General features: G+C 70.4%; 14 protein-coding genes. 4 read left to right on the forward strand and 10 right to left on the reverse strand.

Annotated elements, in window-relative coordinates; genetic code table 11:
- Positions 1-4: 4 nt before the first annotated feature.
- The 10 genes from RFN52_RS03045 to RFN52_RS03090 all read right to left on the reverse strand — a co-directional run bounded on the left by RFN52_RS03045 (position 5) and on the right by RFN52_RS03090 (position 9,723).
- Positions 5-1,447 (reverse strand): amino acid permease, encoded by a 1,443-nt coding sequence (locus RFN52_RS03045; RefSeq protein WP_184841954.1) that lies wholly within the window; start codon positions 1,445-1,447, stop codon positions 5-7.
- Positions 1,444-2,121, reverse strand: a complete 678-nt coding sequence (locus RFN52_RS03050; protein ID WP_184853765.1) for a FadR/GntR family transcriptional regulator — start codon at positions 2,119-2,121, stop codon at positions 1,444-1,446. The genes RFN52_RS03045 and RFN52_RS03050 overlap by 4 nt, the downstream gene beginning before the upstream one ends.
- Before the next feature lie 175 nt (positions 2,122-2,296).
- Positions 2,297-3,133: an undecaprenyl-diphosphate phosphatase gene (locus tag RFN52_RS03055; protein ID WP_184841957.1), complete on the reverse strand. Its 837-nt coding sequence runs from the start codon at positions 3,131-3,133 to the stop codon at positions 2,297-2,299.
- Positions 3,134-3,214: 81 nt separating this feature from the next.
- Entirely contained in the window at positions 3,215-3,562 is a 348-nt protein-coding gene (crcB, locus tag RFN52_RS03060; protein ID WP_184841960.1) for a fluoride efflux transporter CrcB, read from the reverse strand.
- Complete coding sequence (locus tag RFN52_RS03065) at positions 3,559-3,939, reverse strand: DUF190 domain-containing protein (protein ID WP_184841962.1); 381 nt, start codon at positions 3,937-3,939, stop codon at positions 3,559-3,561. Before RFN52_RS03065 ends, crcB (RFN52_RS03060) begins: the two co-directional genes overlap by 4 nt.
- Complete coding sequence (gene crcB / locus RFN52_RS03070) at positions 3,936-4,388, reverse strand: fluoride efflux transporter CrcB (RefSeq protein WP_184841965.1); 453 nt, start codon at positions 4,386-4,388, stop codon at positions 3,936-3,938. The genes RFN52_RS03065 and crcB (RFN52_RS03070) overlap by 4 nt, the downstream gene beginning before the upstream one ends.
- A gap of 168 nt (positions 4,389-4,556) precedes the next feature.
- The gene (locus RFN52_RS03075; protein ID WP_184841968.1) at positions 4,557-5,516 is read right to left on the reverse strand and encodes an SMP-30/gluconolactonase/LRE family protein; all 960 of its coding nucleotides are present in this window, start codon (positions 5,514-5,516) and stop codon (positions 4,557-4,559) included.
- 49 nt (positions 5,517-5,565) lie between these two features.
- The gene (locus RFN52_RS03080; protein WP_184841970.1) at positions 5,566-5,823 is read right to left on the reverse strand and encodes an ArsR/SmtB family transcription factor; all 258 of its coding nucleotides are present in this window, start codon (positions 5,821-5,823) and stop codon (positions 5,566-5,568) included.
- A 184-nt stretch (positions 5,824-6,007) separates the two neighbouring features.
- Entirely contained in the window at positions 6,008-7,567 is a 1,560-nt protein-coding gene (locus RFN52_RS03085) for a glycoside hydrolase family 53 protein (protein WP_184841973.1), read from the reverse strand.
- A 134-nt stretch (positions 7,568-7,701) separates the two neighbouring features.
- Positions 7,702-9,723: a beta-galactosidase gene (locus tag RFN52_RS03090; protein WP_184841976.1), complete on the reverse strand. Its 2,022-nt coding sequence runs from the start codon at positions 9,721-9,723 to the stop codon at positions 7,702-7,704.
- A gap of 184 nt (positions 9,724-9,907) precedes the next feature.
- Between RFN52_RS03090 and RFN52_RS03095 the strand changes: the two genes are divergently transcribed.
- The 4 genes from RFN52_RS03095 to RFN52_RS03110 are packed head-to-tail and all read left to right on the forward strand — an operon-like array spanning position 9,908 to position 14,134.
- Positions 9,908-11,227, forward strand: a complete 1,320-nt coding sequence (locus RFN52_RS03095) for an ABC transporter substrate-binding protein (RefSeq protein ID WP_184841978.1) — start codon at positions 9,908-9,910, stop codon at positions 11,225-11,227.
- Positions 11,224-12,201: a carbohydrate ABC transporter permease gene (locus RFN52_RS03100; protein WP_184841981.1), complete on the forward strand. Its 978-nt coding sequence runs from the start codon at positions 11,224-11,226 to the stop codon at positions 12,199-12,201. Before RFN52_RS03095 ends, RFN52_RS03100 begins: the two co-directional genes overlap by 4 nt.
- Positions 12,198-13,106: a carbohydrate ABC transporter permease gene (locus tag RFN52_RS03105; RefSeq protein WP_184841983.1), complete on the forward strand. Its 909-nt coding sequence runs from the start codon at positions 12,198-12,200 to the stop codon at positions 13,104-13,106. The genes RFN52_RS03100 and RFN52_RS03105 overlap by 4 nt, the downstream gene beginning before the upstream one ends.
- A complete protein-coding gene (locus tag RFN52_RS03110) occupies positions 13,103-14,134 on the forward strand; it encodes a LacI family DNA-binding transcriptional regulator (protein WP_184841986.1) in 1,032 nt (343 codons plus the stop codon). Before RFN52_RS03105 ends, RFN52_RS03110 begins: the two co-directional genes overlap by 4 nt.
- Positions 14,135-14,196: the final 62 nt, after the last annotated feature.

Raw genomic sequence — 14,196 nt, forward strand, 5'->3', positions numbered from 1 at the left:
TTCCTCACGCGCCGGCTCCGGTGGTGGACTTGCGCGCGATACGGCCGCGGATGGCGAACCATCCGGCGACCAGTGCCCCGACGATCAGCGGCAGGCACAGCACGGTGGTGCGTCCCGCGCCGCCGTCGGCGTACATGAGGACCAGGACGGAGGCGAGGAACGCCAGCGTCACGATCTCGGTCCAGGGGGAGCCCGGCAGCCGGTAGCCCGGGCGGGTCAGTTCGCCCCTCTGGGTCTTCTGCCAGAAGAGGAGGTGGCAGATCATGATCATGCCCCAGGTGGCGAGGATGCCGATCGCGGCGAAGTTCAGCACGATCTCGAACGCCTCGGCGGGCACGACGAAGTTGAGTCCGACGCCGAGCACGCAGATGCCGCTGGTGAGCAGGATGCCGCCGTAGGGGACCTGGCTGCGGCTCATCACCGAGGTGAACCTGGGCGCGGATCCGGACATGGCCATGGAGCGCAGGATGCGGCCGGTGGAGTACAGGCCGGAGTTGAGGGAGGACATGGCGGCGGTGAGGACGACGAGGTTCATCACGCCGCCGGCCGCCGGCACGCCGATGTTGGAGAGCACCGTCACGAAGGGGCTCTCCCCGGCGGTGTACTTGTTCCAGGGCAGCAGCATCGACAGCAGCACGACCGAGCCGACGTAGAAGACGCCGACGCGCCACATGATCGAGTTGATCGCCTTGGGCATGATCTTCTCGGGGTTCTCGGTCTCGCCGGCGGCGACGCCGACCAGTTCGACGGAGGCGTAGGCGAAGACGACGCCCTGGATGATCAGCAGCATGGGCAGCAGGCCGTGCGGGAAGACACCGCCGCTGTCGCCGATCAGGGACGGGCCGGGGGTGTGGCCGTCGACGGGGTGCTGGGTGACCAGCAGGAAGATGCCGATGCACATGAAGACGACCAGTGCGCCGACCTTGACGATCGCGAACCAGAACTCCAGCTCGCCGAAGATCTTCACCGAGATCAGGTTGACGGTGAGGACGACCGCCAGGGCGATCAGCGCGATCACCCACTGGGGTATGTCGGAGAACATGCCCCAGTAGTGGGTGTAGGTGGCGACGGCGGTGATGTCGGCGATGCCGGTGGTCGCCCAGTTGAGGAAGTACATCCAGCCGGCGGTGTAGGCGCCCTTCTCCCCCATGAACTCGCGTGCGTAGGAGACGAAGGCGCCGGAGGAGGGCCGGTACAGCACGAGTTCGCCGAGGGCGCGCACGACGAGGAAGGCGAAGAGGCCGCAGACCGCGTACGCGATGAAGAGGGAGGGGCCGGCGTCGGCGAGGCGTCCGCCCGCGCCGAGGAAGAGGCCGGTGCCGATCGCTCCGCCGATGGCGATCATGTTGACGTGCCGGGACTTCAGGGACTTGCTGTAGCCCTCGTCTCCGGCATCGACATGGACGGAACGTTTCTGCACCTCATTGTGCAGGGACTGCTCGCTCACGCCTCGGGTCCGCCTTCCATGGGGGTGTCCGTGCGCGATGGACGCACGATGTCGGTGAGGGTCGTCTCTACGCGGTCGAGGTGGTGTGCCATGGCCTCCACCGCGTCGTTCTCGGAACCGTCGATCAGCGCCTCGACGATCGCCCGGTGCTCGCGGTTGGACTGCTCGCGGCGGCCGCCCAGCTCGTTGAGGAAGGCCGACTGGCGGGCCAGCGCGTCCCGGATCTCCTCGATGACCCGGCGGAAGACCGGGTTCTGGGCCGCCTCGGCCACGGCGAGATGGAACAGCGTGTCCATGGCGACCCACGCGGTGGTGTCCGTCTCCCGCTCCATCCGGTCCAGCAGGTGGGCCAGGTGGTCGAGGTTCTCCGGGGTGCGGCGCCGGGCCGCGTACCCGGCGACCGGGATCTCGACGTGGCGGCGCACCTCCAGCAGGTCGCTGGCCGCGTAGTCGCCGAAGGTGGGGTCCTCGACGGTACTGGCCACGACGAAGGTGCCCTTGCCGGTCCGGGACACGGTCAGACCCATGGTCTGCAGCGCCCGCAACGCCTCGCGCAGCACCGGCCGGGAGACCTCCAGGGCCCGGCACAGCTCCGCCTCGGAGGGGAGCTTGTCGCCGATGGCGTACTCGCCACGTTCGATGGCACCGCGCAGGTGCGCCAGCACCGCTTCCATGGCACTCACGCGTCGCACAGGCTGTCCGGCTGTCCGGCTGTCTGACAGGTTCACGGGGGAGATACTCCGGGCGACGGGAGGCCCCTGTCAAGGGGGCGCCCCAAAGGGGCACGGGAACTGCGCGACGAGCCACGATGGCGCCGCAGACAGCCGACGGCGCCTCCCGGCAGACCACTCAACTGTGCAGGGCACCCGCTCCGAGCAGCCCGAACAGCAGCACGCCCACCGCAATCCGGTAGATCACGAACGCGTTGAACGAGTGCTTGGCGACGAACTTCAGCAGCCAGGCGATGGAGGCGTACGCCACGACGAAGGAGACGGCCGTGCCGACGGCGAGCGGCGCCGCCCCCACCCCGGTGCCCAGGGCGTCCTTGAGCTCGTAGAGGCCGGCGCCCGTCAGGGCGGGTATGCCGAGGAAGAAGGAGAGCCGGGTGGCGGCCACGCGGTCCAGGTCGAGGATGAGCGCGGTGGACATGGTGGCGCCGGAGCGCGAGAAGCCGGGGAAGAGCAGGGCGAGGATCTGGGAGCTGCCGACCAGCATCGCGTCCTTGAACGAGGTGTCGTCCTCGCCGCGCTTGTGCCGGCCCATCTGGTCAGCCGCCCACATCACGCCGCTGCCGACGATCAGCGAGCCGGCGACCACCCACAGCGAGGCGAGCGGCCCCTCGATGAGCGGCTTGGCGGCGAGCCCGACGGCGACGATCGGGATCGTCGCACAGATGACCCACCACGCGAACTTGTAGTCGTGGTGGTACCGCTCCTCGCGGTCGCGCAGGCCCCTCCCCCAGGCGGAGACGATCCGCACGATGTCCTTGAAGAAGTACACGAGCACCGCGGCGATCGCGCCCACCTGGATGACGGCCGAGAACCCGACCACGGCGTCGTCGTCGACGGGGATGCCCATCAGCCCCTCGACGATCTTCAGATGGCCGGTCGAGGAGACGGGCAGGAACTCGGTCACCCCCTCGACGGCTCCGAGGACGACGGCCTGACCGACGCTGATGACGCTCATGGGATCCAGTTCTGCTCGGGGGCTGGAGCGGAGGGGACCGTCCTACTACACCCGTACGAGAACGGATCTCATGGACGCGCCTCACATACGCGTCAGTGCCGCCCCCGCGAAGGCCGCGGCGACACCGGCCGTCACACTGACCGCGACGTTGAGGGCGGCCTGCAGACGCGCCCCGGACTCCGCCAGCCGCAGCGTCTCGTAGGAGAACGTCGAGTAGGTCGTCAGGGCCCCGCACAGGCCGGTGCCGAGCAGCAACTGGAGGTGGGTGGCGGCTCCGGTGAGGAGACCGAGGACCAGGCAGCCGGCCACGTTCACCGTGAAGGTGCCCCAGGGGAAGACGGAATCGTGCCGGGACTGGACCGCTCGGTCGGTGAGGTAGCGCAGCGGGGCGCCGACCATCGCGCCGCAGACGACCAGCAGCCAGTTCACAACGACCTCTTACCCTTCCTGTCCGCTGTGCCGGGATCGTCCCCGCGTCCGGCGTACCGGATCACCTCGCAGTCCTCCAGGGTCACGAGCCCTTCGGTGACGATGTCGTCGAGTTGCGGGAGGAACGCGCGGACGCGCGGCGCGGTGTCGATGATCACGACCGCGATCGGCAGGTCCTCGCTCAGGGACAGCAGCCGTGAGGTGTGGATGAGGGAGGACGCGCCGAAGCCCTCGATGCCGCGGAAGACGCTGGCGCCCGCGAGGCCCGCCGCGTGGGCCCGGTGGACGATCTCCGAGTAGAGGGGCCTGTGGTGCCAGGTGTCGCTCTCGCCGATGAGGACGGTCAGGCGCAGGGCGCTGCCGGTGAGTCTCGTCATGGCTGCCTCCCTTTCAGGGCGCGGCGGGTCGTCGCGGCCGCGAGCCACACCGCTGTGAGCGCCGCGAGCGGGGTCGCGGCGAGGTAGGCCAGGCCGGTGCCGGCCTGGCCGCCGTCGATGAGTCTGCGGATGTCGACGGCGTAGGTCGAGAAGGTGGTGAAGCCGCCCAGGACGCCGGTGCCGAAGAAGGGGCGGACGAGGGGGTGGGCGGGCCGGATCTCGGTGATGACCACCATGAACACACCGATCACGGCGCAGCCGGCGATGTTGACCCCGAGGGTCGTCCAGGGGAAGCCCTTCGGGGGCGTGGTCCACCAGAGGGAGGCCGCGTAGCGGGCGGTCGCGCCCACCGCTCCCCCGAGCGACACGGCCGCGACGACGGGCGCCTGGGCGCGCCAGGAGGGCGGTCGCCGGACCGGAAGGCGGAGGCGCTTTTCGGGGGCCGTCATGGTGGTACGTCTCCTACTCGCCGGGGCCCGGGTCGTGCGGGCGCGTGCCGTCGCAAGTAGGGACCGTTGGCGGCGTCACTGCCGCGGTTCGGGTACGGCGGGCCCCACCGCCGCGCCGCGGTGGATGCCCGCGGCCGCGTTCAGGTTAACCCCGGGAGCGGAGCGGGGTCATGTCGGGGCGGGTGCCTCGCAGACCGCCACGCCCCGTTCCCGGACGCTGCCCAGGACGAGGTGCCCGGCCGCCGCGCACACGCTGGTGGCCATGCGGTAGCCGGAGTGGCGGCGGGCCAGGTGGTGGACGACGCGGCCCTGGTCGTCGAAGGCCATGACGCCGACCGTGCCCGTGGGGCGGAAGGGCGCGCGCACGGCCAGACGCGCGGCGGCGGCACGGACGCCGGGCGCGGCGCGGTGGAGCAGGTCGAGGGCCCGTACGCGGGGCCCGGCGAGCGCGACCCAGATCGGTCCGTCGGGTGCGTCGCGCCAGAGGTTGTCGGGCATGCCGGGGAGGTTCTCGGCGAAGGGCTCGCTCCGTCCGGCCTTCGGCCCGGTGAGCCAGTGGCGCAGGAGCCGGCAGGCGCCGGTCTCGGCGACGACGAGGAAGGACTCGTCGGCGCCGGCGGCGACCCCGTTGGCGAACTGCAGGCCGTCCAGCACCACCTCGGGTGTGTCACCGCCGGGGGCGAGCCGCAGCAGACGTCCCGTTCCGGTGTGTTCGACGATGTCGCCGATCCAGTGCTCCAGCGGGTACCGGCGGCTGGACACGGTGAAGTAGACGCTGCCGTCGGAGAGGGAGACGGCGTTGCTGCAGAAGCGCAGCGGCTCGCCCGCCACCGAGTCGGCCAGGACCCGGACCGTGCCGTCGCCGGTGCCGACGCGCAGGAGTCCGCGTTCGGCGTCGCACACCAGCAGGTCGCCGTCCGGGAGGAGTTCGAGCCCGAGTGGCCTGCCGCCCGTCTCGGCGATCACCTCGACGCGGGCCGCGACCGGGTCGGCGAGGGCGTCGAGCCGCAGGATGCGGCCGTCCGCGACGCCGGTGAGGACCCGGCCGCGCGGGTCGGCGACCACGTCCTCGGGGCCGGGGCCCACTTCGACGTAGTGGCGTGGGACGAGTGCCGTGGGACGATCCATCGCGCGCGTGTCCTTCACCGTCGGGGGCGATACCGCCATACCGGGTCGCCTACCAGCCCTTCTCAAACATCCGGGCGACCTCCGCGATCCGCATGTCGTCGCGGTGGTAGCACACGCGGCCCGCGGATCTGCTGGTGCGCAGCATGCCGGTGGCCTCCAGCAGCCGGAGATGGGTGATGGCGACCGGGCGTGGCAGCGAGAACCGCTCGGCGACGGCGTCCGCGGTGACACCGTCCGCCGCGGCCGGGGGTTCCTTCAGCCAGGCCAGGATGCGCAGCCGCGTCTCGCCCGTGGGAGTCCTCAGCATGTCGTGCCCCTGCCTCGCGGCTTCGCCCTCTCACCGCGTCTTCCCACTGTCTCGCAGCCGATGCCGCCGCGTCCGGGGTTCGGCATCGTTGACCGATACCGAACTGCCATACGGAAAGACGGAGTTCGGCAGGGGCGCGTCAAGAGAGAAGGGGGCCCGGAAGCCGGGCCCCTCCCCCGCGCCCTCAGCGGTGCCGGAACCAGGACATCGACGAGAGCGCCCGGTCGTCGTAGCCGAACAGCGCCTGGTTCTCCCAGGCGTTGCCGGAGGCCGCGTCGGTCGGGTCCCAGCCGTTGCCGTTCACCGCGGTCCAGGTCGCCTCCCAGTAGAAGACGCCCAGGCCGCGGCCGTTCGGGACGGCCTCCACGATGCTCATCATGTCGTTCATCCACCGGGTCTGGCCGGTCACGCTCGCCGGGTAGCCGGGGACCAGTTCGGCGCTGGTGTCGATGATGTTCTCGTGGGCGTCCTCGCTGTCGAGGCGGAACGGGTAGGCGGTCTCGGCGACGAAGACCGGCTTGCCGTAGCGGGCGGCCGCGTCGTCGAGGGTGGTCTGGAAGTCGGCCAGGGTGCCGTGCCAGTAGCCGTAGAACGACAGGCCGATCGCGTCGAACTTCACGCCGTTGGAGCGCGCGCTGTCGAACCACCAGCGGGTGCCCTCCAGGTCGCCGCCCTCGGCGAGGTGCAGCGCCACGGTGGTGGAGGGGTTGACCGCCTTGACCGCGTCGTAGCCGGAGTTGAGCAGACCGGCCAGCCGCGTCCAGTCGGAGGTGGATCCCTCGTTCCACAGCATGCCGCCGTTGATCTCGTTGCCGACCTGGACCATGTCGGCGGTGGTGCCCTGCGCCTTCAGGGCGTTCAGCACGTCGTACGTGTGGTTGTACACGTCCGTCTTCAGCTGCCCGTAGGAGTGTCCGGTCCAGGCGGCGGGCTTGTCCTGGCGTCCGGGGTCGGCCCAGAAGTCCGAGTAGTGGAAGTCGACCAGCAGCCTCATGCCCTGGGCCTTGACGCGCTTGGCCGTGGCCAGGACGCGGGCCTTGTTGTTGTAGCCGTCGGCCGGGTTCACCCAGACCTTGAGGCGGGCGTAGTTCATCCCGGACGCCTTGAGGACGGAGAGGGGGTCGGCGGCGGTGCCCGAGCTGTTGCGGTAGACGCCGCCCTTGGCCTCGCTCTTGGCCAGCGACGAGATGTCGGCGCCCTTGATCGACGTACCGGTCGTGCCGGACGTGAAGGTCAGGTCGTCGACATTGATCCAATTGCCCGCGTTCGCGTCACTGTTGACGCTGATCGTGCACTGGTTGCCGGTCACCGTGACCGGCACGACGATCCGGATCCACCCACTGGACGAGACCGGCAGGTCGGTGCGCTGCTCGGCGCCACCGCAGTTCTTCAGCGCCAGGTACGCGGACTTCTGCCCGCCGCCGGAACGCACCCAGGCGGTGAGCTTGTAGTTCCCGTTGGTGAGTCCGGACAGGTACTGGTAGGTCTCCACCTTGTAGGCCGAGGAGGACCAGTGGCTGAGGCGGTGACTGCCGCCGTGGCCGCCGGACTCGGTGAACGAGGCGCCGGTGTCGCCGTACTCGGACCAGCCGTTCGGGGTCGCGGCGCCCGCTCCGTCGGCTTCGAAGCCGACGTTGGTCAGCGTGCTCGCGGCGTGGACCGGGCCGGCGGGCAGGGCGGTGAGGGCGAGGCCCGCGGCGAGCGGGAGCAGCAGGGCCCTGAGGGTGCGTCTGGGATGGAACATCGTCGTCCGTCGTCCCTTCGACGTGGGGGTGTTGGGGAGTACCTCTCAGGTGGAGGCGGAGTGCCTCTCACGCGGAGGCGGGTGAGGATCCCTCCGCCCGCGGCTCGTGGCTCGCGCGGGCGGAGGGAGTCGGTTCAGCCGTCGAGCCGGACGATCCGGACGGCTCCGGCCGGGACCGCGAGGCGGCCGGCGGCGCGGTCACCGGTCAGCAGCTCGGTGCCGGCGGCCTCCAGCGGCACCTTGGCGTCGGAGCCGGTGTGGTTGACGGCGAAGAGGTAGGTGCCCGATGCGCCGGTGCGGCGGACCACCTCGACGTCCCGGGGCAGATCGGTGCGCGGGGCGAGCCCGGCGTCCTCGCCCGCCCGGCCGAGCAGCGCGTCGAGACCGTCGGCGCCGAGCCGGGTGGAGACGTACCAGGCGGTGCCCTCGCCCAGGCGGTGCCGGGTGACGGCGGGCAGCCCGGCGGCCGGGCCGTCGGCGTAGGCCGAGACGGTCTCGGCGCCGCGCGGCACGACGAACTCCGTCCACACGTCGGCGGACAGCTCTGTCCCGTCGGGGCCGGTGACGCGCACCCGTTCGCCGGGCAGCAGCGGGGAGAACTCCTCGACGGTGAGGCCGAGGACGTCCCGCAGGGGGCCCGGGTAGGCGCCCTCGTGGACGGCATCGTGCTGGTCGACGATGCCGGAGAAGAAGGAGACGACCAGCGTACCGCCCTGCTCGACGTAGGCCTTGAGGTTGCGCCCGGCCGCCTCCGTCATCAGGTACAGGGCCGGTACGACGACAAGGGGATACCTCGACAAGTCGGCTTCCGGGTGGGCGAAGTCGACGGTGAGGTGGCGGTCGTAGAGGGCCTCGTAGAAGGCGTCGGCGCGCTCGCGGGCATCGTGGTCGACGCTGGGGCGCCAGTCGAGGGTCTGCGCCCACCACGAGTGCCAGTCCCAGAGCACGGCCACGTCGGCCTCGGTGCGGGTGCCGCGGATCTCGCTCAACACCTCCATGCTCGCGCCGAGTTCGACGACCTCGCGCCACACGCGGGTGTCGGTGCCGCCGTGCGGGACCATCGCCGAGTGGAACTTCTCGGCACCGCGCCGGGACTGGCGCCACTGGAAGAACAGGGCGCCCTCGGAGCCACGCGCCACATGGGCGAGGGAGTTGCGGGCCATCTGGCCGGGGGCCTTGGCGGGGTTGCGCAGCTGCCAGTTGACGCCCGAGGTCGAGTGCTCCAGCAGCAGCCAGGGGGCGCCGCCCGCGACGGACCGGGTGAGGTCGGCGGCCATCGCCAGATTGACGTGGGTGCGGCGGCCGTCGGTGATCAGGTAGTGGTCGTTGGTGACGAGGTCGACCTCACGGCCCCAGGCCCAGTAGTCGACGGAGTCGCACTGGCTCAGCGCCGTCATGAAGTTGGTGGTGACCGGGACGCCGGGTGAGAGGCGGTGCAGGATGTCCCGCTCCATCCGGAAGTTCTCGCGCATGGTGGCGTCGGCGAACCGCTTGTAGTCCAGCGCCTGGCCGGGGTTGACGGCCGCGGGGGTGAGCCGGGGCGGGTTGATGTCCTCGAAGCCGCCGTAGCGCTGGCCCCAGAAGGCCGTGCCCCAGGCCTCGTTGACCGCGTCGACCGTGCCGTACGTGGTCGCCAGCCAGCGGCGGAAGTGGGCGGCGCAGGACGCGCAGTAGCAGGCGGAGACGGGGACGCCGTACTCGTTGTGGACGTGCCACATCGCCAGGGCCGGATGGTCGCCGTAGCGCTCGGCGAGCTTGGTGGTGATGGCCGCGGCGGCGGAGCGGTAGTCCGCGTTGCTGTGGCAGATGGCCGCGCGGGAGCCGAACTCGTAGCGCACGCCCTCGGCGGTGACGGGCAGTGCTTCGGGGTGGGCCCGGTAGAACCAGACGGGCGGGACGACGGTGGGCGTGCCGAGGTCGACGCGGATGCCGTGCTCGTGCAGCAGGTCCAGGAGCCGGTCCAGCCAGCCGAAGTCGTAACGGCCGGGTGAGGGCTCCAGCAGCGCCCAGGAGAAGATCCCGACACTCACCATCGTGACGCCGGCCTCCCGCATCAGCCGGACGTCCTCCTGCCAGACGCTTTCCGGCCACTGCTCGGGGTTGTAGTCCCCACCGAAGGCGAGCCTGGTGAGGCCCCTGGGGGTGGTCTCCGGCATGGAAGGTCTCCCGGTCGATCGACGGATTGGGAACGTGCACACACAACTTCGCAGTGCGGAGCCCAACATAACCGCACAGCAACAACCATTGACAAGTGTCCGGGATGTTTCTCTACTGTGAACGCTCACAGAAGCATGGCAGGTCCTCGCAGCAGGCGAGGACCCCAGGTCAGGGGAGAGATCCATGCCGTACACGAAGCGCCGCCGCCTCGTGAGAACCGCCGTCGCCATCGCCCTCGGCGCCACCACCCTCGCCGCCTGCGGCTCGGAATCCGCGGACAGCGAGACCGAGTCGGGGCCGGCCTCGCTGACGTACTGGACGTGGACGCCCGGCATGGACAAGGTCGTGGACCTGTGGAACAAGGGGCCGGGCAAGAGGGACCAGATCACCGTCACGGTGAAGAAGCAGGCGTCCGGTGACACGCTCGTCACCAAGATCCTCACCGCGCACAAGGCCGGCAAGGCGCCCGACCTGGTGCAGGCGGAGTACCAGGCGCTGCCCACCCTCGTCAGCAACGACGCGCTCGCCGACATCTCGAAGAACGTCGGCGAGGCCGAGGACAAGTTCGCCGGCGGCGTCTGGCAGCAGACCACGCTCGGCACGGACGCGGTCTACGCGGTCCCGCAGGACATCGGGCCGATGATGTTCTACTACCGCGAGGACCTGTTCAAGGAGTACGGCCTCACCGTGCCGACGACCTGGGACGAGTTCGCCGAGACCGCCCGCAAGCTGAAGAAGGCGGCTCCGGACAAGGACCTCACCACCTTCTCCGCCAACGACTCGGGCCTCTTCGCGGGCCTCGCCCAGCAGGCGGGCGCCAAGTGGTGGACGACGTCCGGCGACCAGTGGAAGGTCTCCATCAACGACGCGGCGACGCGGAAGGTCGCGAAGTTCTGGGGCGGCCTGGTGAAGGAGGGCGCCATCGACAACCAGCCGATGTACACGCCCGCCTGGAACAAGGCGCTCAACACCGGCAAGCAGATCGCCTGGGTCAGCGCCGTGTGGGCGCCCGGCACCCTGACCACGGCCGCGCCCGACACCAAGGGCAAGTGGGCCATGGCCCCGCTCCCTCAGTGGTCCGCGAGCGACAACAGCACCGGCAGCTGGGGCGGCTCCTCCACCGCCGTGACCACCGACTCCGAACACCGTGCCGCCGCCGCGAAGTTCGCCGCCTGGCTGAACACCGACAGCGAGGCCCTGAACGCGCTGGCGAAGGAGAGCGGCATCTACCCGGCCGCCACCAACGCCCAGACCAGCGGCGCCTTCCTCAAGCCGCCGGCCTACTTCGCCAACCAGGCCGACTTCTACACCAAGGCCGCCGACATCGCGGAGACCACCGCGCCCTCCGCCTGGGGCCCGAACGTGAACGTCGCGTACACCACGTTCAAGGACGCCTTCGGCGCCGCGGCGAAGAGCACGTCGGACTTCGGCGCCGCGCTGGACGAGATGCAGGCCGACACCGTCGCCGACATGAAGAAGCAGGGCTTCGAGGTCGCGGAGTGAAAAGCACGGCACGCCGGCGGTCGTACGGGGCCGAGGGGGCCCCGTACGCCCACCCGTCTCCCACCACCACCCTCGAACGAGCGCGAAGCGCCCCCTATCTTTTCCTCCTCCCAGCGGTACTGCTCTTCGCGCTGTTCTTCGCGCTGCCCATCGGCTACGCGGTCTGGCTCAGCTTCCGCAAGGTGAAGGTGTCGGGCCTCGGCCTCGGCTCCGGCGCCCGCAAGGAGATCTGGGCCGGCCTGGAGAACTACACCGACGCCCTCTCCGACAGCGAACTGCTGCACGGCACCCTGCGCGTGCTCGGCTACGGGTGCATCGTCGTGCCCGTCATGCTCGGCCTGGCCCTGCTGTTCGCGCTGATGCTCGACTCGGAGAAGGTGCGGCTCGCACCCGTCACCCGGCTCGCGATCTTCCTGCCGTACGCCATCCCCGGTGTGGTGGCGGCCCTGCTGTGGGGCTTCCTCTACCTGCCGGACGTCAGCCCCTTCTACTTCGTGCTCGACAGGCTCGGGATGCCGCAGCCGGACCTGCTGGACGGCGGGCCGCTGTTCCTGGCCCTGTCGAACATCGCGGTCTGGGGCGGCACCGGCTTCAACATGATCGTCATCTACACCTCGCTCCAGGCGATCCCGGCGGAGGTGTACGAGGCGGCGAAGCTCGACGGCGCCACCCCGCTGCAGATCGCGCTGCGGATCAAGATCCCGATGGTGTCGCCCTCGCTGGTGCTGACCTTCTTCTTCTCGATCATCGCGACGCTCCAGGTGTTCAACGAACCGACCACCCTCAAGCCGCTCACCAACTCGGTGTCCACGACGTGGAGCCCGCTGATGAAGGTGCACCGGGACGCCTTCGGTGAGGGTGACATCTACGGGGCAGCGGCGCAGGCCGTGATCATCGCCTTCGCCACCCTCCTCCTCTCCTTCGGCTTCCTGCGGGCCGCGAACCGTCGCCAGAAGCAGGAGGCAGCCCGATGAGCTCCCTCGCCGTCCCCCAGACCGAGCCGGTGGCGGGCAGCACGCCCGGCACCGCCCAGGGCCGCCCGCCGCTGCGCCGCCGGATCGCCCTGATCCCCACGGCCACCCTGCTGCTGGGCTCGCTCTACTGCCTGCTCCCGGTCGCCTGGGTGGTCATCGCCGCCACCAAGTCCGGGCGGGAGCTGTTCTCCACGTTCACGTTCCTGCCGGGCACGGGCTTCGCCGGCAACATCCGGGATCTCAACGCCTACCGCGACGGCGTCTACTGGCAGTGGATGGCCAACTCCGCGCTGTACGCCGGCCTCGGGGCTCTGCTGTCGACATGTGTGTCGGCGATCAGCGGCTACGCGCTCGCGGTCTACCGTTTCCGCGGCCGTGAGACGCTCTTCAACCTGCTGCTCGCGGGGGTGCTGATGCCGCCCGTGATCCTGGCCGTCCCCCAGTACCTGCTGCTGGCGAAGGCCGACCTCACCGACTCGTACCTGTCCGTCCTGCTGCCGCAGATCCTCTTCCCGTACGGCGTCTACCTCGCGCGGATCTACGCCGCCGCCGCGGTGCCCGCCGACGTGATCGAGGCGGGGCGCATGGACGGGGCGAGCGAGTGGCGGATCTTCACGCGGATCGCCCTGCCCATGATGGTCCCCGGCATGGTGACGGTCTTCCTTTTCCAGTTCGTGGCGATCTGGAACAACTTCCTGCTGCCGTACATCATGCTCAGCGACGACGAGAAGTTCCCGATCACGCTCGGCCTGTTCACGTTGCTGGAGCAGGGCGCCAACACCCCGGCGCTGTACACCCTGGTGATCACCGGGGCCTTGCTCGCGGTGTTCCCGCTGGTCGCCCTCTTCCTGGTCATCCAGCGGTTCTGGAGTCTGGATCTGCTCTCCGGAGCCGTAAAGTCGTGACCGTGAACGCTACGGGAGGCAGGCGCAGGCCGCCCACGATCCATGACGTGGCCCGCGAGGCCGGTGTCTCGCGCGGCACCGTCTCGCGCGTCCTCAACGGCGGGCACTACGTCAGTCCGGCCGCCCAGGAGGCGGTCAACGCGGCCATCCGCAGAACGGGTTACGTGGTCAACCGGCACGCCCGCTCTCTGATCACCGGGCGGTCCGACTCGATCGGTTTCCTGCTCACGGAGCCGCAGGAGAGGTTCTTCGAGGACCCCAACTTCAACGTCCTGCTGCGCGGCTGCACCCAGGCGCTCGCCGCGCACGACATTCCGCTGCTGCTGATGCTGGCGGGCACCGAGGACGAACGGCGGCGCATCACGCGCTACATCACCGCCGGGCACGTCGACGGGGTGCTGCTGGTCTCCAGCCACTCCGGTGATCCCGTCGCCGAGCGGCTGCGCGAGGCGGGGGTGCCGCTGGTCGCGTGCGGGAAGCCGATCGGGCTGGCCTCCAAGGTCAGTTACGTGGCCGCCGACGACCGTGACGGCGCTCGCGACATGGTGCGCCATCTGCTGTCGCTCGGGCGGCGCCGGGTGGGCACGGTGACCGGCCCGCTGGACACACCCGGCGGTGTCGAGCGCCTCGCCGGTTACCAAGAGGTGCTGGCGGAGGCGGGCCTGGAGTTCGACGAGCGGCTGGTCGTCTCCGGCGACTACAGCCGGGCGAGCGGTGAGGCGGGCGCCGAGCGGCTGCTGGCGCGGGCGCCGGACGTCGACGCGGTGTTCGTCGCCTCGGACCTCATGGCGCAGGGAGTGCTCACGGCCCTGCACCGGGCGGGGCGGCGGGTGCCGCAGGACGTGGCCGTCGGCGGTTTCGACGATTCACCGGCCGCGGTGGCCGCGGGGCCCGAGCTGACGACGATCCGGCAGCCCTGGGACCGCATCAGCAGCGAGATGGTGCGGGTGCTGCTCGCGCAGATCGGGGGCGAGGATCCGGCGGCGGTGATCCTGCCGACGGAGCTGGTGAAGCGGGAGTCGACCTAAAGGCCCTGCGTACGGGCCGGGCGCCCGTCTGCATGCACGGTCATGGAACCGTGCTCCGGTGT

Origin of the sequence: Streptomyces collinus, assembly GCF_031348265.1 — a bacterium.
Taxonomy (GTDB): domain Bacteria; phylum Actinomycetota; class Actinomycetes; order Streptomycetales; family Streptomycetaceae; genus Streptomyces; species Streptomyces collinus.

What these genes read in the sequence shown, in the direction of transcription:
- RFN52_RS03050 (WP_184853765.1), bottom strand. Translation starts at nt 2,121, where the DNA reads ATGGAAGCGGTGCTGGCGCACCTGCGCGGTGCCATCGAACGTGGCGAG.
- RFN52_RS03055 (WP_184841957.1), bottom strand. Translation starts at nt 3,133, where the DNA reads ATGAGCGTCATCAGCGTCGGTCAGGCCGTCGTCCTCGGAGCCGTCGAG.
- RFN52_RS03065 (WP_184841962.1), bottom strand. Translation starts at nt 3,939, where the DNA reads ATGACGAGACTCACCGGCAGCGCCCTGCGCCTGACCGTCCTCATCGGC.
- crcB (WP_184841965.1), bottom strand. Translation starts at nt 4,388, where the DNA reads ATGACGGCCCCCGAAAAGCGCCTCCGCCTTCCGGTCCGGCGACCGCCC.
- RFN52_RS03075 (WP_184841968.1), bottom strand. Translation starts at nt 5,516, where the DNA reads ATGGATCGTCCCACGGCACTCGTCCCACGCCACTACGTCGAAGTGGGC.
- RFN52_RS03080 (WP_184841970.1), bottom strand. Translation starts at nt 5,823, where the DNA reads ATGCTGAGGACTCCCACGGGCGAGACGCGGCTGCGCATCCTGGCCTGG.
- RFN52_RS03085 (WP_184841973.1), bottom strand. Translation starts at nt 7,567, where the DNA reads ATGTTCCATCCCAGACGCACCCTCAGGGCCCTGCTGCTCCCGCTCGCC.
- RFN52_RS03090 (WP_184841976.1), bottom strand. Translation starts at nt 9,723, where the DNA reads ATGCCGGAGACCACCCCCAGGGGCCTCACCAGGCTCGCCTTCGGTGGG.
- RFN52_RS03095 (WP_184841978.1), top strand. Translation starts at nt 9,908, where the DNA reads ATGCCGTACACGAAGCGCCGCCGCCTCGTGAGAACCGCCGTCGCCATC.
- RFN52_RS03105 (WP_184841983.1), top strand. Translation starts at nt 12,198, where the DNA reads ATGAGCTCCCTCGCCGTCCCCCAGACCGAGCCGGTGGCGGGCAGCACG.